Source organism: Micromonospora sp. CPCC 206061, from assembly GCF_036906915.1.
Taxonomy (GTDB): domain Bacteria; phylum Actinomycetota; class Actinomycetes; order Mycobacteriales; family Micromonosporaceae; genus Phytohabitans.
This window is the reverse complement of the sequence record NZ_JBAKHX010000021.1, coordinates 1-18,982: the sequence shown is the minus strand read 5'-3', so window position 1 is coordinate 18,982 and position 18,982 is coordinate 1. Positions and strand designations below refer to the sequence as shown.

Genomic DNA, 18,982 nt, shown 5'->3' with positions numbered 1-18,982 from the left:
CCATAGGTCTGGTGTCGCGACCAGGAGATCATCTACTGTCGCGCCTCGGGGAGGACGTCTATGGCCGCGAACGACCAGGTCGATACGGTAGTTGACCACGTCGATCAACAAGCCCAAGTTGTCGTGCCGCGACAGCGGACGCCGCAGCGCACCGGCTGGCGTCCGCTGCACGTCGCGATGATTGGTCAGAAGGGTATGCCCGCCACGTACGGCGGGGTGGAGCGGCATGTCGAGGAGGTGGCGAGCCGCCTCGCCGCCTTCGGCCACCGGGTCACCGTGTACTGCCGTGACAGCTACGGCGAGGTCGCAGAGCCGCTGTACCGGGGCGTGCACCTGCGACGGGTACGCACGGTGGCGAGCAAGCACCTTGACGCGATCGTGCACAGCGCCGCCTCTTCGCTGGCCGCGATCCGGTCGCGCCCCGACATCGTGCACTACCACGGGCTAGGGCCCGGCCTGGTCGCACCGCTGCCCCGCGCGCTGTCTCGCGCCAAGGTGGTGCTGACCGTGCATGGGCTCGACAACCACCGGGCCAAGTGGAGCCGGGTCGCCAAGGCGGTGCTCGGCACCGCGTACTGGTTGAGCGGGTACGTGCCGGACGCCCGGGTCGCGGTGTCGCGAGGGCTCGCCGCCCACTACGCCGACCGGTTCGGCCGGCTCACGCGGTACCAGCCCAACGGGGTCAACCCGCCGGTGCACGTGCCGCCGGATCAGATCGTCGAGCGGTTCGGCCTGACGCCGGGGCGGTACGCGCTGCTGGTCGGGCGGTTGGTGCCGGAGAAGGCCGCTGACATGCTGATCCGTGCGTTTCGCCGATTGCCGGGTGACCATCGGTTGGCCGTGGTGGGCGGATCCTCGTACACCGATGAATTCGTCGCGGAGCTGAAGGCGACCGCGGCGGGCGACCCCCGCGTGGTCTTCACCGGTTTCGCGTACGGCGACCTGCTCGCTGAGCTCTACTCGCACGCGGCCGTGTTCGTGCAGCCGTCGCGCGTCGAGGGCCTGCCGCTGACGCTGCTGGAGGCGGCGTCGTATGGCGTGCCGACCGTGGCGAGTGACATCTCGCCGCACGTCGAGGTGCTGGAGCGCGACGGGCACGGGCGGCGGCTGTTTCGCGATGGCGACGAGGACGACCTCGTGCGCGCGCTGGAGCGGGCGCTGGCCGACCCGGCCGCCGAGCGGCGCGGCGCGAAGGAACTCGCCGAGCGGGTGCTGGGTGAATACAGCTGGGACGCTGCCGCCCGGGAACTGGAGCGCCTCTACCTCGACCTGGCTCGCCGATGACGCTACATTGAGCCGACTCTACTGGGCCGGCCGACTGGGCGGCCGCGACTTACCAGCAGAGCGAGGAAATCACAGGCTAGGCAAAGGGACGTGACCGTACTCGTGCAGGGCCGGCCTCGACCGGCCGGGACGGCGCTGACCGTAACTGCGGCGTTACTGGCTGCCGCGACCGCGGTCGTCGCTGGTCTTGCCATGGACGGCGGCCAGCGGTTGCGCGTCGTGCTGCCGCTCGCGGTGGCCGCCGGCGTGCTGGTGGCCGTGCTGGCTGTGACCCGATTCGGGGCATATGTCCTGCTGATGCTCGCGGTCAGGTCGTGCGTCGACCTGTTCAAGCTGAGTGGGCCGACCGCCGGCACGGGCGGCGACGGCGGTTCGGTGCGGGTCCTCGACCCGTCGACGCTGGTCGGCGTGCTGTTCCTGGTCACGGCCGGGCTGTGGCTCGCGGCGCAGGCCCGGGCCCGGGGACGGCTGAACTCCTCGCCGCTCGGCGTCGCGCTGCTGCTGGTCGGCGCGACCGGCGCGGTCAGCGCGCTCGGTTCGGCGCGGCCGCTCAGCAGCGCGCTCGACGTGCTGCGGGTGCTGACCGTCGTGGCGATGTTCCTGGTACTAGAGCAGCTCCTGCCCGACGACCGCGCGGTGCGGCGGGTGCTGCTCGCGGTGTACGCGTCGCTGGCGCTGGCGCTCGGATACACGATCGTGGCGTCGCTGCTGGGCTCGCCGCCGTCGGAGGTGAAGGGCAGCTTCGTCCGGATCAGCGGGCCGTTCAGCCAGTCCACGACGTTCGGCCGGTACCTGATGTTCCTGGTGGTGTTCGGCTTCGGCGTGTACCGGTTCCTCGGCGGGCGGGCGCGGGTGGCGCTGGGCGCGCTGCTCGTGGTGTCGCTGGGCTTTCTGGTGCTGACCAACACGCGCGGCGCCATCATCGGCACCGCCCTCGGGCTGCTCGTCGTGGCCCTGCTGCACCGCAGCGCGCGGCTGCTGGCGGTGCTGTGCGTGGCGGCGGTCGCGGCCATCGCGCTCGTGCCGGCCGTGGGGGAGCGGTTCGCGCAGCTGTCCGCCGTGCGCGATGTGGGCGGCGACCCGACGGGCAACACGCTGGCCTGGCGGATGGCGTACTGGTCGGAGATCGTCTCGCTGGCGAACCAGAATCCGGTCACCGGCATCGGGCCCAACATGACCCAGCGCGCGACAGAGGAAGCCAAGAAGCCGCACAACGACATCCTGCGGGCATACGTCGAGACGGGCGTGCTCGGGCTGCTGGCGTACCTGGCGATGCTGTTGATGTGCCTGCACACCGCGGCGCTGGCGCTGCGGCGGGCGCCGCCGGGCACGCTGGCGCGCGGGATCGCGGTCGGGTTCGCCGGGTGCGCGGTCGCGTTCGTCGCGGTGAGCGCCGCGTCGAACGTCATATCCAATGTGGTCACCCTCTGGTATTTCGTGGCGTTCGCGGCGGCCGCATCGGCCGTGGCGCGCGGTGTCGTTTTGGGGAGCGATAGATAGTGGAGATCGTTGATTACCTTCGGGTGGCCCGCCGGCGGCTGTGGGTGCTGCTGGGCGTGCCCCTGCTCGCGGCGGTAGCCGTCGGGGCGTTCGTCTTCCTGTCGCCGCAGCGCTATACCGCGACCTGTTACGTGGCCGCGCCCGCGCTCGTCGGCGGTGCGGCCGCGCAGCAGTACACGGGCACCCAGGGAGCCAGCCAGTTCGTGGCCGCCTTCAAGGCCGCCGCCACGTCGCCCCGGGTGCTCGACGAGGTGGCCGCCGAGACCGGCGTGGCCACCGGCACGCTGCGGGACGGGCTGGCTGTCACTCAGGTGGGCGCGAGCAGCCAGCTCACGTTGACCTACACGGCGACCAAGCGCTCCACTGTGGACCCTGTGCTGACCGCGACGGCCAAGCGGGCGTTGGACTTTCTCTTCTCGTCACAGGTCAACATCGCCACCGAGCAGGCGCGCGCGGCGAGCGCCGACGTGACCGAGGCGACCAAGGCGATCGCCGACTGGGAGAAGGCCAACAAGGTCTCCCAGCCCGACAAGCTGTACCAGGCCACGCTCACCGAGATGGCCGATCTCAAGCAGCAGAAGCTCTCCATGGAGGCGGTCGGCAACACCCGCGGCGCCACCGCGGCGAAGTCGGCGATCGACGCCGCACAGAAGCGCCTCGACGAGCTGGGGCCGAAGCTGCCCGACTACCAGGCGTTGCTGGCCCAGCGGGACGCGGCGACCAGCGCGCTGTCGCAGGCACGGCAGGGCCTTCAGGGTGCGCGGGCGCAGGCGCAGGCAGCCGACCCGACGCAGGTCACCAGCGTCGGCGAGGTCAGCCAGGTGTCCCGGGTACGCGCCCTCGCGATGAGCGTGCTGCCCGCGGCCGGCGCCGGGCTCCTGCTGGCGGTGCTCCTCGCGATCGTCCTCGAGTTCGCGTCCCGCCGCCCCCCACTGGTCCCGGCACAGGCGTGAGCGAGGAGGTGGCGCGGCGGCGCCTGGACCGAACGAACCCGGTGGCACTGTGAGCCGGGTTTGAGTACCGAGACGGCTTCCGCCGATCGCCATGTGCGCGGCATGGCCCGTGGCGGCGTGCTCAACCTCGCCGGCGCCATCTGCGGGCAGGCGGCGCTGTTCGCCGTCATGCTGCTGCTGGCCCGGGTGCTGGGCAGTGGCGACGTCGGCCGGTACGCCCAGTGCTATGCGGTGCTGGCGCTGCTCGGGTTGCTGTCGCTCTCCGGGTTCCGGGCCGGGCTGACCCGGTTCGTCGCGGTGCACCTCGCCGACGACGACCCGGCCGGGGTACGCGGCACCGTGCGGCTCGGCCTCACCATAAGCCTCGCGGGGGCGGCCGTGATCGCCGTCGGCCTCTTCGCGCTCGCCCCGGTGCTCGCAGACGCCCTGCACGACCCGTCGCTGGTCACCGGGCTGCGACTGGTGGCGGTGGCGCTGCCCGCGTCGACCGTGTGCGAAGCCGCCCTGGCCGCCACCCGCGGCTGGCGCACCCAGCGCCCGTTCACCGTCATCGGGCAGGTCTACGAACCCGCCTCCCGCCTCGCCCTCACCGGGCTGGCGCTGGCCGCCGGCTTCGGCCTCACCGGAGCGCTGTGGGCCGTGGTGATCGCCTCCTGGTCGGCGGCCCTGCTCGCGCTCGGTGCCTTGGCGCGACTGATGCGGCGGGTGTCTCCCGCCCCTGCCGCGTACCGGCCGGGCGAGCTGTTTCGCTTCTCCACCGTCAGCTGGGCCTCGTCACTCGCCTCGACCGGCCTGATCTGGCTCGACACCCTGCTGCTCGGCGCATTCGGCAACGGCGACATCGGCGTCTACAACGTCGCCACCCGGCTCGTGACCCTCGCCATCTTCGTGCTCGCGCCCATCAACGCGGCGTTCGGCCCCTACATCGCATACCTGTACCGCCAGGGCAAGCTGCCGGAGGTGCGCCGGATCTACGCGGCGGCCACCGGGTGGGTGGTGCGGCTGTCGTTGCCCGCGTTCGTGGCACTGATCGTGTTCCCGGCCGACCTGTTGCGCTTCTTCGGCGGCACGTTCGCCACCGGCGCGACCGTCACCGTCGTGCTCGCCGTCGGACAGCTTGTCAACGCCGCCACCGGGCCCTGCGGCACCCTGCTCAACATGTCCGGCAAGGTCTGGCTCAACATGGTCGACAACGTCGGAGCGCTCGTGCTCAACGTGGCGCTCAACCTGTGGCTCATCCCCGCGTACGGCGTCATCGGCGCCGCCGTCGCGTGGAGCGCCTCGCTGATCGCCGTCAATCTGGCGCGGGTCACCCAGGTGTGGGTGCTGGTGCGCGCGCTGCCGGTCAGCGAGGGCATGGTCAAGGGCCTGCTCGCCGGAGCGGCGGCGTTCGCCGCGGCGCTGGCCGCACGCTGGCTCCTGCCTGGCTCTTTCCAGCTGGCCGGAGGGCTCACTACGATTATCGCCGTCTATGCCGGCGTGGTGCTCGCTCTCGGCCTGTCCAAGGAGGACACCATGGTGCTCCGATCCGTGCGAGCTGCGCGGGCCGCCGCGTGAGCCGACGGACCACTTTGGATGGCATGCGCCGGGCGGTGCGCAGCACCCGGGCCTGGGCGCGAGCCGTCGCGCCCGGCGCGCTGCCCGACTTCCTGATCATCGGCGGCCAGCGCTGCGGCACCACCTCGCTGCACCACTACCTCGCCGAGCACCCGCAGGTGCGCCCCGCCAGCGGCAAAGAGATCCAGTTCTTCAGCATCCACTACGGGCGCGGCGAGCGGTGGTACCGCGGGCACTTCCCGGCGTCGATGGCCGGGCGTCAGTCGTTCGAAGCCAGCCCGTACTACCTTTTCCACCCGCGGGCCGCCGAGCGTGCCGCGGTGACGCTGCCGCAGGCCCGGTTCATCGCGTTGCTGCGCGACCCGGTCGAGCGCGCCTACTCCCACTACCTGCACACGCGTTCCTACGGGGCCGAGCCGCTGTCGTTCGGTGACGCGCTGGCCGCCGAGCATGACCGGCTGGCGTGGGCGCTGCGCGCCGGGCCTGACAGCCGCGCCGCGCACGCCGTGCTGCGCCGGTTCTCGTACGCGGCCCGGGGGCGGTACGCGGAGCAGCTGGAACGCTGGTTCCGGCACGTGCCCCGGTCCCGCATCCACGTCGTGCGTAGCGAAGACTTCTACGCCGACCCCGCCACGACGTACGCCGAGATCCTGCGCTTCCTCGACCTGGAGCCGTACCTGCCGCCCCGCTTCGCCCAACACACCCGCCGCGTCGAGTGGGGCGCCCCACCCCGCGAGGTCCGCGACTCACTGCGCGCCTACTTCGTCCCCCACAACGCAAGGTTGGCCGAGCTCCTAGGCTGGCCAGACCCCTGGCCCGCTTGATCAAAGTCCCGTTTTCGGTTTGACACGCCGTGTTTCTGGTGTGTCCTGGGACTTTGACCTTGGAGGGTTATCCACACCCCCTCCCGTCGCGCCGCTAGAGCGGCGAGGCTCGGCGAGGTGAATGCTGAGCTGCGGGCGTTGCTGGAGTGCTACCGCGGCGTGGTGACGCGCACCGAAGCGTGCCAGGTTGTGCCGCCCTGGACGTTAGAGTCCGCGCGCCGCGCCGGAGAGCTTCGTCGGCTGCTGCCTGGCGTGTACGCCGACACCGCGCTCGCGGATGAGACGCGGACCCGACGGGAGGCCGCGCTGCGGTACATCGACGGGCGGGGAGCGCTCAGCCACACCACGGCGTTGGACGTGTGGCGGCTCCACGAGAGCGAGCCGGCTGAGCCGATACACGTGACCGTGCCGGTCGATGTCCGGCTGCGACCCGGCCGGCTGGTCGTCGTCCACCGCCGCGCGGGTTTCAAGATCGGGCCGCCGCATGTGGTGGCGCGTGAGGGCCTGCCGGTCACTCGGCTGGAGCGGTCTCTTGTGGATGCGTGGCCGCTGCTGCCGGAGGCGGACAGGTGTGCATCGATGATCCGTGCCGTGAACGACCGGCTTACGACGCCGGAACGGCTGGCGGAGGCGCTGGCGCTCGCTCCCAGATTCGCCGATCGCGCGGCTTGCCATGGGCTGCTTGATCGGCTGGTGTCGGGCTGTCGAAGCGTGCTGGAGGTATGGGGGCACGACCACGTGTTCACCGGCTCGGACCTGCCGCCATTTCAGCGGCAGGTCCGTGTCCAGGTGGGCGGTCGCACGTACTACCTCGACGTGTACGCCGAGGCGCAGCGGGTCGACTTTGAGCTGGACGGTGCAGCCTCGCACGGCTCACCAGCGCAGCGCGACGCGGACCTCCGGCGCGACGCGCTCCTCGCGACCGCCGGCATCCTGGTCGTCCGGTTCTCCCACCAGAGGCTGCGCAACGACACCGCGGCGGTACGACGGGAGATCCGGGCGATCTTGGAGACTCGTTAGCGGGTGGCTACCTTGGCGCAGTCGGACTCGTCGGGGAGCAGGGGGCGGAGGATGACGGTCCAGCGCTTGCCGGCTGACGTCCACGGGGTCGCCGCGTTTGCCTTGGCGGCCGCCGCCAGCGTTTTCTGCACTCCGTCGCCGGTCACGGTCACGCAGCCGGTGCTGAGCTGCTCGCCGAGCGACACGCCGGGCAGTGCCGGGCCGGGCCAGGCAACCTCGGGCTGCTCGCCGAGCGCCGCGTCGGGAGCTACCCACGGTGAGGCGTACGCCGCGAGCGCGGTCGGCTCGTACGGCTGGGCCGTGCCGGACTTTTCGGGCACGCTGGTCAGCTCGGTGAACAGGTCGCGGAACTTGGCGCGGGCGGTGTTCTGCTGCTCGGTGAGGTCGTTGGACTCGCCGGCCTCGGCCAGCGCGTACACCTCGGTGGTTACGTGCCCGCCGTCGGTCAGCACGATGAACCGGGTCGTCGGCGCGTCGGCGACGCCCGGCTGGCCGAAGTCGGCGGTCTTGCCGACGCCGGCCGCGACCGCCTTGTCGATGAGCTGCGTCACGGTGGCCGCCTCGACACGGCGTACCTCGACGTTGGGCAGCGCCGGGCCGGGATAGATGGCGATCTGTGGGCCCTGGCTGATGACGCGGCCGTCGCCGTACACGGTCACGATGGGAAGCCGGCCGGCGAGCATCGCGGGAGTCAGGAAACCGCCGGTGTATTCCACGCGGAGCGCGACGTCATTGGGGTCGAGCTGATCCGCGGCTGGCTCCGGGGCAGCGCCACCGGAATTCTGTGCGCAGGCCGCGGCGAGCGCCAGCAGCGCGGCTGCGGTGGTGGCGCGGACGGTGCGAGCGATGGTCATGACCATGAGACGGTGGCTCCGAGCGGGCGGTTCCCGGTTGCGATAACGTAGGTGAATGTTCGCCGCCGCGCCCACCCTGCGAGGCCCGCGAGGTCTGCGCCGGTGGCTGCGGCTGCTGCGCGGGATCGCGATCCTGGCGATCGTCGTGGGCGCCTGGACCTGGCAGCCCGTGGCGGAGAGCGCCGCACCCGCGTCCCCGCATGCCTACACGGCGGCGCATACGACCGACGGGGCCGGCCAGACGGCCGTGTCGCTCGTCGAGGAGCCGGAGGCGCCGGCGGAGCCGGCCACCGAGAGCGGGCCGGCCGTCACGCCTGACAGGGGCATCGCCGCCGCACACAGTGCCGACCGGTCACTGGTCGGCGTGCGCGCGCCGCCGCGCTGACGGCCCACTCGCCCTCTCGTCATCCCTCTCGACCCCTCCACCTTGGGTGAGGTGTATCTCATGGACCCCTTCCAGACGGCTGTCCACATCTTCGAGTCCGACTTCCGCGGCGCTGTTTTCATCTGGCTGCTGCTCATTTCCGTGGCGGCGCTGCCGTTCGTCCTGATGTCCATCCCGACGCGCGAGCAGCGCCGGGAGCGAAAGGTGCGCCGAGCGCAGCGGGCGGCCGCCGCGCGGCGCGTCCCGAAAACCACCAAGGCCGAGCTGCGCCGGTACGCCGACGAGGTGGCCGTCGCCGCCGATCGCGCCGCTGTGATGGCGGAGCGCCGGAGAGCTGCGTGGGCCGCTGTGCTCCGCACACAGGAAGCGACCTGGCGGGCGTACGACGAGGCGGTCACGGCGGCGCAGCGGGCCATGCGGGCCGAGGCATTCACGACGCCGGATACACCGTCCATGCCGGGCGAGCGGGCGGCGCGCCGGCGGTACCTGGAGCGGATGGCGACGCTCGCACTCCGCCGGGGCGACCTGACGGCCGTGGAGTACGGCGACATCCTGGCGCACCGCGAGGGCTGGGATCCGTACGCGCACCCCTTCCAGCAGGACACCAAGTTCTGCCTGCTGCGGCGGGAACGGCTGCGCCGCGCCTGCGCCACACTCTCGAGTGTGGAGCGTTCGGCGTGGCAGGCGACCGAGGTGGCGATGGCGGCCCAGCGCAGCCTGAGCGAAGAGGCGGCCGAGGCGGCGCTGCGCGTGCGTCAGGTGGAGCTGCGTGAGCGGGCGAAGGCGCAACGGTCGTGGCGCCTGCCGAGCCGTACGCCGCGCCCCGCCGTCGCGTGGAGCGCCGACACCGTGGCCATCCCAGCGATCGACACGGTGCCGATCCCGCGCCCCGCGCTCACCTAGGCCAGGCGCCCGTGAGCCGGGCCAGCTTGAGCGCGAGGTGCAGGCACAGGCGCTCGCCGCCGTCGCGCAGGTCGGTGCCGGCGAGCTGCTCGACGCGCTGGAGGCGGTAGTACAGCGTGGTGCGGTGCAATCGCAGGCGCTCGGCGGTGGCGTGCGCGTTGCCGGCGAGGTCCAGATATGTCTCCAGGGTCGAAAGGAGCACCTGGCTGGCCTCGTCGGGCATGAGCCGCTCAAGTCCAGGGTGGACGGACGTCGTGCTGTCCATTCTGGACAGTACGCGGTAGATGCCGAGACTGGACCACGTCACCACCCGGCCGAGGGCGGGCAGGCGCGCGGCGACCCGGCTGGCGTGCAGCGCCTCGTCGTAGGTGCGCGCCGCGTCGGCCAGCGCCGGGTACGTCGTGCCCACACCCACGGCGGTGCGCACCACCGAGGGCAGGCCACGGGTGGCGGCGCGCAGCGCCTCGTCGAGATGGGCCGCGGTCGCCTCCGGCGAGGGCCGCCCGGCGTTCCGCGAGCCGCACAACACCAGTACCCCATGGTCGTGGCGGGGGAAGTGGAGCGCGCCTTTCGGACCGAGCCAGCGCCGCGTCAGTACCAGAGCCTGCTCCAGCGCGATGCGCGCGACCTCGTCGGGCGCCTCGCCCGGCGCGGTGACGAGGTGGCCGACAAGGGCGGTGGTCGGACCGTCCGCGCTGATCACGCCCTCTTCCAAAAGCGCGTGCGCGGCGCGCTCGCCGCCCTGGTCGACGAGCAGCGAGCGGGCGGCCTCCGACTCGCGCTCGGCGGTCAGCTCGCCGAGAAGGTTCTCCCGGTACAGCGCCAGCGACAGGTCGGACATCGCGTCGAGCGCCGCGTCGACCTCGTCGTCGGTCATCGACCCGTCCGCGTCGATGAACCACACGAAGCCGAGCAGCAGGTCGTCGTGGCGCACCGGCAGACAGATCCGGGGCAGCAGGTCGAGCTCGGGGCAGGCGGGCGTGCGCACCGGCTTGCGGGCCTCCAGGATGCCTGCCCGCCGGAACCAGGTCATCACCTCCGGCGTGGTGTGCCGGCGCAGGATCGAGCCCCGCCGGACGGCGTCCATCGGTTCGGCGTGCTCGCTGTAGGCGACCACGCGTTGCCGGCGGTCTTCGATCAGCGCCGGTCGCCCCACCCGGGCGGCGACGGCGTCGACGGTGCGCTGGAGCTCCCCATGCATCGTCCTACCCTTGACGGATCCCGGCCCGCCGCGCAAGCGTTGCGGGCATGGTCGACGTGGCGGTGGTGGGCGCGGGGATCGTCGGCGCCGCCTGCGCGCTCGCCTGTGCCCGGCGCGGCCTGTCGGTCGTCGTGCTGGAGCGGGGCGGGCTGGTCGCCGGCACCACCGGGTCCGGCGAGGGCAACCTGCTGGTCTCCGACAAGCCGCCCGGCCCCGAGCTCGACCTCGCGCTGCTGAGCCTGCGGCTCTGGTGCGAGTGGGCGCCGGCGCTCGGCGACATCGAGCTGGAGGCCAAGGGCGGCCTCATCGTCACGCGGAACGGCGCGGGGCTCGCGGCCTTGTCGGCCGCCGCCCGCGCGCAGGCCGCCGCCGGGGTGCTCACCGAGGACCTGGACGCCGCCGCCGTCCGCGAACGCGAGCCGGCCATCTCACCCGACGTCGCGGGCGGGGTTTACTACCCGCAGGACATGCAGGTGCAGCCGGCCAGGGCCGCCGCCGCCATGCTGGCCGCCGCGCGGGATCTGGGCGCTCGCGTACTGCTCCGTACGCCCGCCCTGGCGGTGGGTCCCGATGGGGTCGACACGCCATCCGGTCCCGTCGCGGCACGGTGGGTCGTCAACGCCGCCGGCGCCTGGGCAGGCTCGTTCGGCGCGACGCTGCCGGTGGCGCCTCGCCGCGGGTTCGTGCTCGTGACCGAGCCGGTCGGGCGGCTGATCCGGCACAAGGTGTACTCCGCCGAGTACCTCGACAACGTCGCCTCGGACGCGGCCAGCCTGCAGACGTCCACGGTCGTCGAGGGCACTCCGGCCGGCACCGTGCTGATCGGGGCGACCCGGGAACTCGTCGGCTTTGACCCGGCGCTCAGCCACGACGCGGTCAGCGCGCTCGCCCGGGGCGCGGTCACGCTGTTTCCCGCGCTCGCTACCGTGCGAGCGATCCGGGTGTACTGCGGCTACCGTCCCTTCGCACCGGACCACCTGCCCGTGATCGGCCCCGATCCGCGGGTGCCTGGCCTGCTGCACGCGCACGGGCACGAGGGCGCTGGGATCGGCCTCGCCCCAGCGACCGGTCACCTGATCGCACAGTCGATCGCCGGGGAACCGCCAGCCCTCGACCTGGCGCCGTTCGACCCGGCGCGCTTCTGACGCTTACCTGTCCTACGCCGGGACGCGTACACCCGGCATCCGCGGTCACGCCTCCCGGCGTACCCGATCGCGCTCGCCGCCCGACGACGCACCGCGCGCGGGCCGGAAGCATCGGGTCGTCGCCGTTTGAACAGGGAGAACCCGATGACCGTAACCATGCCCCGACTGGACGATCCCCAGCGGGAGGTCCGGGCCCGACCAGGCCCACTGGGCCGCCTCGCCGGGCTCGCATACCGCCTGCGCGGGCGGGTACTGCTGGCGTGGCTGGCCGCGTTCGCTATCGCCTTCGGCGTGTCCGCCGCTTTCGGTGGCGACTTCGCCGCCGACTACTCCGCGCCGGGCTCCGACTCGAAGGCTGCCCAGGACCTGCTGGCCGAGCGCTTCCCGGCCCGCGCGGGCGACACCGTCGACGTGGTGGTGCGCGCCGACGGCCCGGTCACCGATCCCGGCGTACGCGGCGAGGTGACCGCGCTCCTCGGCGAGCTGACCGGGCTGCCGCACGTGGCCGCCGTCGAGGACCCGTACGCGACTCCCGGCGCGGTGTCCGCCGACGGCCGTACGCTGCTCGCCCGCCTGAACCTCGACGTCGCGAACCCGGCCGACATGCCCGTCCCGGATACCGAGCGCCTGCTGGCGGCCGCCGACGAGGCCGCCCGGCCGGGCCTCGACGTCGCGCTCGGCGGACAGGCGATCCAGCTCGCCGATGCCAGTGAGGTCGGCTCGGAGGGCATCGGCCTGCTGGCGGCTGCCGTCATCCTGCTCATCACGTTCGGCTCGGTGGTGGCGGCGGGGCTTCCGATCGGCGTGGCCCTCGCCGGGCTCGCGGTGAGCGGCGCGCTCGTCGGCGCCGTCGCCCGGCTGATGGACGTACCCGACTGGTCGCCCGTGCTGGGCTCGATGCTCGGCATCGCGCTGGGGATCGACTACGCGCTGTTGATGGTGACCCGATTCCGGGAGTGGCGCGCCGCCGGGCTGGAGCCGGAGGCTGCGACCGTCGCCACGCTGGAGACCGCCGGCCGGTCGGTACTGGTCGCCGGCGCCACCGTCATGGTGAGCATGCTCGGGTTGTTCGCGATGGGTCTGTCGTTCATGAGCGGCGCCGCCGCGGTGACGATGGTGGCCGTGTTCGTGGTGGTGGCCGCTGCGCTGACACTGTTCCCGGCGCTGCTGGGCTACCTCGGCCGGTGGGTCGACCGGCTGCGGCTGCCACTCGGTCGGCGCACCGGGGCCACGGTCGTCGACGGGCACCTGGTGCCGGCGCGCGGCTGGACGTGGTGGAGCCGGCTCGTGGAACGGCACCGCGTGCTGGCGGCGCTGACCGGCACCGCGCTGCTGCTCCTGCTGGCGGCGCCGTTCCTCAATGTCCACATCGGATTCCCCGACGCCGGCAACGACGCCGAGGGAACCTCCAACCGCCGCGCGTACGAGATGGTGGCCGACGGGTTCGGGCCGGGCGCCAACGGACCGCTGCTGGTCGTGACCGACGTGTCCGGTGTGGATGCCGGGCCGCTACTGTCCCGCCTCGCCGGCGACCTGGCCGCCACGCCCGGCGTCGCCGCCGTGACGCCGCCGCGGCTCAACCCCGCGGGCGACACGGCGATGCTGATGGTCGTGCCGACCGCCGGCCCGCAGGAGACCGCCACCGAAAACCTGGTGCGCGCGATCCGCGACGACGTCATCCCGGACACCGGGGCGCGGGCGCACGTGGGCGGGGTGACCGCCTCGGCGATCGACTCCAACGTCAACATCGCCAAGCGGCTCCCGCTGCTCATCGGCGGTGTCGTGCTGCTGTCGATGCTGCTGCTGTTGGTGTCGTTCCGCAGCCTGCTCATCCCGCTGACCGCGGCGCTGATGAACCTGCTCTCGGTCGCGGCGGCGTACGGCGTGACGGCCTTCGTGCTGGAGGGCGGCTGGGCGGGCCAGCTGATCGGCATCGACACTCCGACGCCGATGGCCGGCTTCATCCCGGTGATCATGTTCGCGATCCTGTTCGGGCTCTCGATGGACTACGAGGTCTTCCTCCTCAGCCGGATGCGCGAGACGTGGGTGAAGACCGGTGACAACGGGCGCGCGGTGCTGGCCGGGCTCGCGGGCACCGGCCGGGTCATCACGGCGGCCGCCGCCATCATGATCGCGGTGTTCGCGGCGTTCGTGCCCATCTCGGACGTCGCGGTGAAGGTGCTCGGGTTCGGCATGGCCGTGGCGATCCTCATCGACGCGACCGTCGTCCGGATGCTGCTCGTGCCCGCGGTCATGCACCTGCTCGGCCGGGCCAACTGGTGGCTGCCGGCGCGACTGGACCGCTCCCTGCCGCAACTGCACGTCGAGGGGCGACCGGATGTCGGTGTCGCGGCGGCCCCGTTTCGACAGTCGTCGGAAGACGCGGCGCTGCGCGCTCCCTAGCGTGGCGCCATGAGGAGCTGGTTGGCCCTTGGTCCTGAAAGGCGCCGCCTTCCCTCGCGCCGCGCACCGACTTCGTCGGGCCGTGGTCGGGGAGGTGGGCGGGCAGTCCAGGCGGCGCCGGCTCCAGGGCCGTGGTTCTGCGGGATGGGTGTGTGCTTCGCGTGCGCCGACCCGCAGAACCCTCGAACCTGCGTGCCGCCGCCTGCTGATTTGGTGGAAGCCCGGCTCCCGGAGCCGGACGTCGTGGTGGTCGGCGCCGGGCCCGGGGGTCTCGCGGCGGCGATCAGCGCCGCGGACGCCGGTGCCGCGGTCGCGGTCGTCGACCTCGACGCCCAGCCAGGTGGCCAGTACCTTCGAGCTGCCGTCGGGCACCCGCTCGTCGACCGGGCGGGTGCCCACCAGCGCATCACCTTCCTCCAGCGGCACGAGGTCTGGTCCGCGGGGCCCGACCTGTCGCTGCGCGTCGGTGACCGGGTCCTGCGGCCAGGAGCGGTGGTGCTCGCGACCGGCGGGTACGACCGGGTGGTGCCGTTTCCCGGCTGGGACCTGCCGGGCGTGGTCACCGCGGGCGGCGCGCAGGCGCTGGCCAAGGAGCGTGGTGTCCCCATAGGACGGCGGGTGTTGGTAGCCGGCACCGGACCTTTCCTGCTGGCCGTCGCGGCCAGCCTCCGCGCGGTCGGCGCCGAGGTGGTCGCGGTCGTCGAGGCGTCCCGCCTGTCGCGCTGGTTCCGGCATCCCCTTGCGATCGCGGGCTCGCCCGGCCGGCTGGTCGAGGCCGCCAGGTACCTGCGCGGCACCGCGCTGTGGCAGGGACAGCGGGTCACGAGGGTCGAACGGCGCGGAGACGGACTGCGCGCGCTGGTGACTCCCATGGACCGCTGGGTCGAGGCCGACGCGGTGTGCGTGGGGCACGGCTTCACCCCGTCGGTCGAGCTGGCGGTCGCGCTGGGCTGCGACACCCGCGTCGACCCGCGCGACGGCAGCCTCGTGGTGACCGTCGACGACGCGCAGCGCTCCAGCGTGCCGGCCGTACTGGTGGCTGGCGAGGCGACCGGCGTCGGCGGTGCCGCGCTCGCCATGGCCGAAGGCGCCATCGCGGGCCTCACGGCGGCCCACCACATCGGACTGATCGACGACCGGGCGCTCACCGCCGCGAGCGCACCGCACCGGCGCCGCCGCGCCCGCCGGCTCCGGTTCGCCGACGCCCTGCACACCGTGTACCCAGCACCGGACGCGGTGCCGCCGGACGACACCGTCCTGTGCCGCTGCGAGCGGGTCACGGTGGGGCGGGCGCGCGCCGACGTGCTGCGGTACGGCATCGACGACGTGCGGGCGCTGAAGCTGCTGACGCGGGTCGGCATGGGGATGTGCCAGGGCCGGATGTGCGGCCGGACGGCGCTCGCCCTGCTGCGGGCCGAGACCGGACAGGCGCCGGACCCGGTGGCGTTCGCGTGGCGCCCGTTCGTTTTCCCGATACCGCTGGGCACGCTCGCGGAAGGTGGTGGTGATGTTGCGTAGCCGGCTTGTCCTGCACGCGGTGGACTCGCACACGGAGGGGATGCCGACCCGGGTGGTTACCGGCGGTGTCGGCGTGCTGCCGGGCGCGACAATGCTCGAACGCAAGCAGCTCTTCGAGCGGGACCGCGACGGACTGCGCCGGCTGTTGATGTTCGAGCCGCGCGGGCACTCGGCGATGTCCGGCGCGATCCTGCAACCGCCCACCCGACCGGACGCCGACTACGGCGTGCTCTTCGTCGAGGTGTCCGGATGCCTGCCGATGTGCGGGCACGGCACGATCGGCGTCGCCACCGTGCTGGTCGAGACCGGCATGGTGCCGGTGGTCGAGCCGATCACCACTATCGCGCTGGATACCCCGGCTGGTCTGGTGACCGCCGAGGTGGCGGTCGACGGCGGCCGGGCGCGCTCGGTCACCATCCGCAACGTCGACTCCTTCCTGCTGGCCGCCGACCAGAAGGTCGACGCCGGCGGGACCGTGCGGTACGACATGGCATTCGGCGGCAACTTCTACGCCATCGTGGAGGCTTCGGAGCTCGACCTGCCGGTCACGCCGTCGACGGTGCCGGAGCTGATCCGGCGCGGGCTGCGGATCATGGATGCGATCAACGAGCAGGCGCTGCCGGGGCACCCGGGCAACCCGGCGATTTCTGGATGCCGACATGTCCAGGTGGTCGCACCCGGGCAGGACGGCGCCGACTCGCGCAACGCGGTCGTCATACACCCCGGCTGGGTTGACCGGTCGCCGTGCGGCACGGGTACGTCGGCGCGGATGGCGCAGTTGCACGCGCGCGGCCGGCTCGGCCTCGACACCCCCTTCGTCAACGAATCCGTCCTCGGCACCCGGTTCACCGGCCGGCTCATCGCCGAGACCACAGTGGACGGCCGGCCGGCCGTCGTGCCGACGGTGACCGGCCGAGCCTGGATCACCGCGACCGCGCAGTACCTACTGGACCCGGAAGACCCCTTCCCGGAAGGTTTCCTGCTCTAACCAGAGAGGTGTAGTCATGCGGCTGCGAAGACTGACGGTGGTGGCGACAGCGGCGGTGGGCCTGTTAGGGCCCGCCGCCGTCGCGGTAACTCCGGCCGAGGCGGCCAGCTACGCGGGCGCCTTCAAGCCGGTGGACCCGCAGGAGTGGCAGAACCCCGACGACATGACCTGGGACGACTACACGGCGGTACCGGGGCGTAATTGGAACGACCCGACGGTGCGCGGCTCGGTGCGCAACTTCAAGATCGCGCTGGTGTTGGTGGACTATCCCGACCAGCCGTTCGTGGTGACCCAGCCGGCGGGATCGACCATCTTCGGCAACCCCCAGCCCAGCGCCGCGAACATCCCCAACGACCAGGTCGCAAAGCACTACACCGATCTGCTCAACACCCCGAACGCGCTCAACCACGGCCGCACCCTCCACGACTACTGGATGGAGGACTCCGGTGGCCGGTACGGCGTCGAACTGACCGGGTTCGGCCCGTACACGCTGCCGAACAAGTCGTACCACTATGGAATCACCAACGACATGAACCCCGGCATGTGCCCGACCGGCGAGACCTGCAACCGAAACATCCGCACCGACGCGCTCGCCGCGTGGCGCGCCGCCGTCGGGCAGGACGTCATCGACCAGTACGAGCAGATCTTCTACCTCGGCGCGGGCCAGGACGAGTCGTCGACCTGGCAAGAGTTCGGGATGATGAGGTTCAACGCCAAGGAAGACGTGCCCGACCCGTGGGGACCGCCCGACCCGGCGATGAACAACTGGTCCCGCACCAGGTACGTGGAGTGGACGTCGTGGCAGTCGGCGGCCAGCATCTGGCCCAACGCCAGCGGCAACTCGTCCACGCAGGCCGAAAGCTCGGGCATGAGCGTGTACGCGCACGAGCTGAGCCACCTGCTGGGCATCGGCGACAACTACAACAACCCGTACGCCGTGCCGGTGCGCCGGGCGTACTCGGGGATCTGGGGGATGCTGTCGCGCGGCACGTTCAACGGGCCCGGTGGCCCGCACACCCGGTGGAAGATCCCGGCGGTCGAGGGCGGCTCGCTGGGCGCACAACACATGCTGCGCGACAAGATGAAGATCGGACTGGTCGCACCTGACCAGGTGCTCAAGGTGTCGCGGGAGGCGCTGGCCAGTTCCGGGCTCGTCGTCGCCACGGTGACCGCGCGGTCCGCGTACGCGGGGCAGGGTTTGGCGGGCGTCAACGTCGCGATGGACCAGGACCACTCGCCGACCTGCACCGTGGCGGCCGATCCGCTGTGCGACGGCGGCAACTACGACAACTACACGGTCGAGGTGGTCGACCGGATGGGGGCGGATTCGTTCACGCCGGACCGGGGCGTGCTGCTCAGCAAGACGAAGAACGCGGACAGCCCGCCGTTCGTGTGGGTCGTCGACTCGCACCCGGAAGACATCGACATGGTCGACTACCGCAAGCCGGACGGCACGCCGGTGATGATCACCATGGGCGACTACCGGCAGCTCTCCGACGCCCTGTTCCACTCCGGCACCGATTCGGGCAGCGACTACGAGTACGTCGACGAGGCGAACGGGCTGCACTTCTACGTGCTCAACGCGGCCCGCGAGGCGAACGGCATCCTGCGGTACACGGTGGCGATCCGGCCGCTCGACCGCAGCGGCGACCCGCAGACGCGCGGCCTCAAGCTGTCGGCGGGCGAGGTGACCGCCGGTCGCCCGACCCGCAACGGCGCGACGTGCACGTTCGAGCTGACCAACACCGGCCAGTTCTGGGGGATGGGCGAGGTGCCGCACCCGACCGACGTGTCCACATACGCCAAGGCTGACGTGTACCGGCTGTCGGCGCAGGTGGCCGGCGTTGGGTACCGGGCCTGGCTGCCGCACGAAATCACCACCGCCCGGTTCGGCCAGAGCACGAAGGTCCACGTATCCGTCGGGGCGACCGCCGAAGCCGCGGGTACCGGCTTCGTCAAGCTCACCGCCACGTCGGAGAGCGACCCGACCAAGACGATGACCCGGCAGTGCCGGGTCGAGAAGGGCTGAAAATACCCGGCGTCCCGCCCGACGCCTGGCTGCCGGCGCTCTCGCTCGTGGCGGAAGCGCCGGCTCGGCGCTGATGCACGCCGTGCTCGGTGCCGCCGAGGCCCTGGAAGAGCCGCTCGTGGTGCTTCTCGGCCACACCGAGTACTACCCGCGCTTCGGGTTCAGGCCGGCGGCGGAGTACGGAGTCACGCCGCCGACGGCCGAGTGGGGAGCGTACTTCCAGGCACGAACGCTGAGCGCCTACCGGCCGTCGATCCGCGGCGCGTTCGCGTACGCGCACCCGTTCGACGACCTGTAGGCGCTCAGCCTGTGCCGCCTGTCCCTACTGGACGTTGACCCGAACCGAGTCGAACGCCGGGATCTGGTTGGCCCGCTGCATCATCGGCGGACGGTGCGAACCGTCACCAGCCCACGCCGC

Annotated in this window: 16 protein-coding genes; 14 read left to right on the top strand and 2 right to left on the bottom strand. The window is 72.2% G+C overall.

The features are described from left to right. The first annotated feature begins 60 nt into the window (after positions 1-60). From V6V89_RS16740 to V6V89_RS16715, 6 genes are all read left to right on the top strand, one after another. The gene (locus V6V89_RS16740) at positions 61-1,284 is read left to right on the top strand and encodes a glycosyltransferase family 4 protein (RefSeq protein WP_334620053.1); all 1,224 of its coding nucleotides are present in this window, start codon (positions 61-63) and stop codon (positions 1,282-1,284) included. 90 nt (positions 1,285-1,374) lie between these two features. Then, on the top strand, positions 1,375-2,784 hold the full coding sequence (locus V6V89_RS16735) for an O-antigen ligase family protein (protein ID WP_334620052.1): 1,410 nt from the start codon (positions 1,375-1,377) through the stop codon (positions 2,782-2,784). Beyond that, complete coding sequence (locus V6V89_RS16730; protein WP_334620051.1) at positions 2,784-3,737, top strand: Wzz/FepE/Etk N-terminal domain-containing protein; 954 nt, start codon at positions 2,784-2,786, stop codon at positions 3,735-3,737. The genes V6V89_RS16735 and V6V89_RS16730 overlap by 1 nt, the downstream gene beginning before the upstream one ends. A 102-nt stretch (positions 3,738-3,839) precedes the next feature. Continuing rightward, complete coding sequence (locus V6V89_RS16725; protein WP_334620050.1) at positions 3,840-5,294, top strand: flippase; 1,455 nt, start codon at positions 3,840-3,842, stop codon at positions 5,292-5,294. A gap of 23 nt (positions 5,295-5,317) precedes the next feature. Continuing rightward, a complete protein-coding gene (locus tag V6V89_RS16720; protein WP_334620049.1) occupies positions 5,318-6,118 on the top strand; it encodes a sulfotransferase family protein in 801 nt (266 codons plus the stop codon). A gap of 117 nt (positions 6,119-6,235) precedes the next feature. Continuing rightward, entirely contained in the window at positions 6,236-7,138 is a 903-nt protein-coding gene (locus tag V6V89_RS16715; RefSeq protein WP_334620048.1) for a DUF559 domain-containing protein, read from the top strand. Here V6V89_RS16715 and V6V89_RS16710 read toward each other — a convergent pair. After that, positions 7,135-7,992 (bottom strand): hypothetical protein, encoded by an 858-nt coding sequence (locus tag V6V89_RS16710; protein WP_334620047.1) that lies wholly within the window; start codon positions 7,990-7,992, stop codon positions 7,135-7,137. The two genes, V6V89_RS16715 and V6V89_RS16710, sit on opposite strands and share 4 nt — an antisense overlap. 55 nt (positions 7,993-8,047) lie before the next feature. On the opposite strand from V6V89_RS16710, the gene V6V89_RS16705 reads away from it, so the two are divergent. After that, on the top strand, positions 8,048-8,377 hold the full coding sequence (locus V6V89_RS16705; protein ID WP_334620046.1) for a hypothetical protein: 330 nt from the start codon (positions 8,048-8,050) through the stop codon (positions 8,375-8,377). Positions 8,378-8,437: 60 nt separating this feature from the next. Next, positions 8,438-9,280 carry a hypothetical protein gene (locus V6V89_RS16700; protein WP_334620045.1) on the top strand — a complete coding sequence of 281 codons (843 nt, stop codon included), beginning with the start codon at positions 8,438-8,440 and terminating at the stop codon, positions 9,278-9,280. Here V6V89_RS16700 and V6V89_RS16695 read toward each other — a convergent pair. Further along, a complete protein-coding gene (locus tag V6V89_RS16695) occupies positions 9,273-10,481 on the bottom strand; it encodes a PucR family transcriptional regulator (RefSeq protein WP_334620044.1) in 1,209 nt (402 codons plus the stop codon). The genes V6V89_RS16700 and V6V89_RS16695 overlap by 8 nt on opposite strands. Before the next feature lie 47 nt (positions 10,482-10,528). Between V6V89_RS16695 and V6V89_RS16690 the strand changes: the two genes are divergently transcribed. The 6 genes from V6V89_RS16690 (at position 10,529) to V6V89_RS16665 (ending at position 18,862) form a co-directional block, all read left to right on the top strand. Further along, positions 10,529-11,626, top strand: a complete 1,098-nt coding sequence (locus V6V89_RS16690) for an NAD(P)/FAD-dependent oxidoreductase (protein ID WP_334620043.1) — start codon at positions 10,529-10,531, stop codon at positions 11,624-11,626. A 144-nt stretch (positions 11,627-11,770) separates the two neighbouring features. After that, positions 11,771-14,029 (top strand): MMPL family transporter, encoded by a 2,259-nt coding sequence (locus V6V89_RS16685; RefSeq protein ID WP_334620042.1) that lies wholly within the window; start codon positions 11,771-11,773, stop codon positions 14,027-14,029. A 213-nt stretch (positions 14,030-14,242) separates the two neighbouring features. Next, a complete protein-coding gene (locus V6V89_RS16680) occupies positions 14,243-15,547 on the top strand; it encodes an FAD/NAD(P)-dependent oxidoreductase (protein WP_334620041.1) in 1,305 nt (434 codons plus the stop codon). After that, the gene (locus tag V6V89_RS16675; protein WP_334620040.1) at positions 15,537-16,535 is read left to right on the top strand and encodes a proline racemase family protein; all 999 of its coding nucleotides are present in this window, start codon (positions 15,537-15,539) and stop codon (positions 16,533-16,535) included. Before V6V89_RS16680 ends, V6V89_RS16675 begins: the two co-directional genes overlap by 11 nt. Before the next feature lie 16 nt (positions 16,536-16,551). Then, a complete protein-coding gene (locus V6V89_RS16670) occupies positions 16,552-18,564 on the top strand; it encodes a M6 family metalloprotease domain-containing protein (protein ID WP_334620039.1) in 2,013 nt (670 codons plus the stop codon). 73 nt (positions 18,565-18,637) lie between these two features. Next, complete coding sequence (locus V6V89_RS16665; RefSeq protein ID WP_334620038.1) at positions 18,638-18,862, top strand: hypothetical protein; 225 nt, start codon at positions 18,638-18,640, stop codon at positions 18,860-18,862. Positions 18,863-18,982 lie beyond the last annotated feature (120 nt).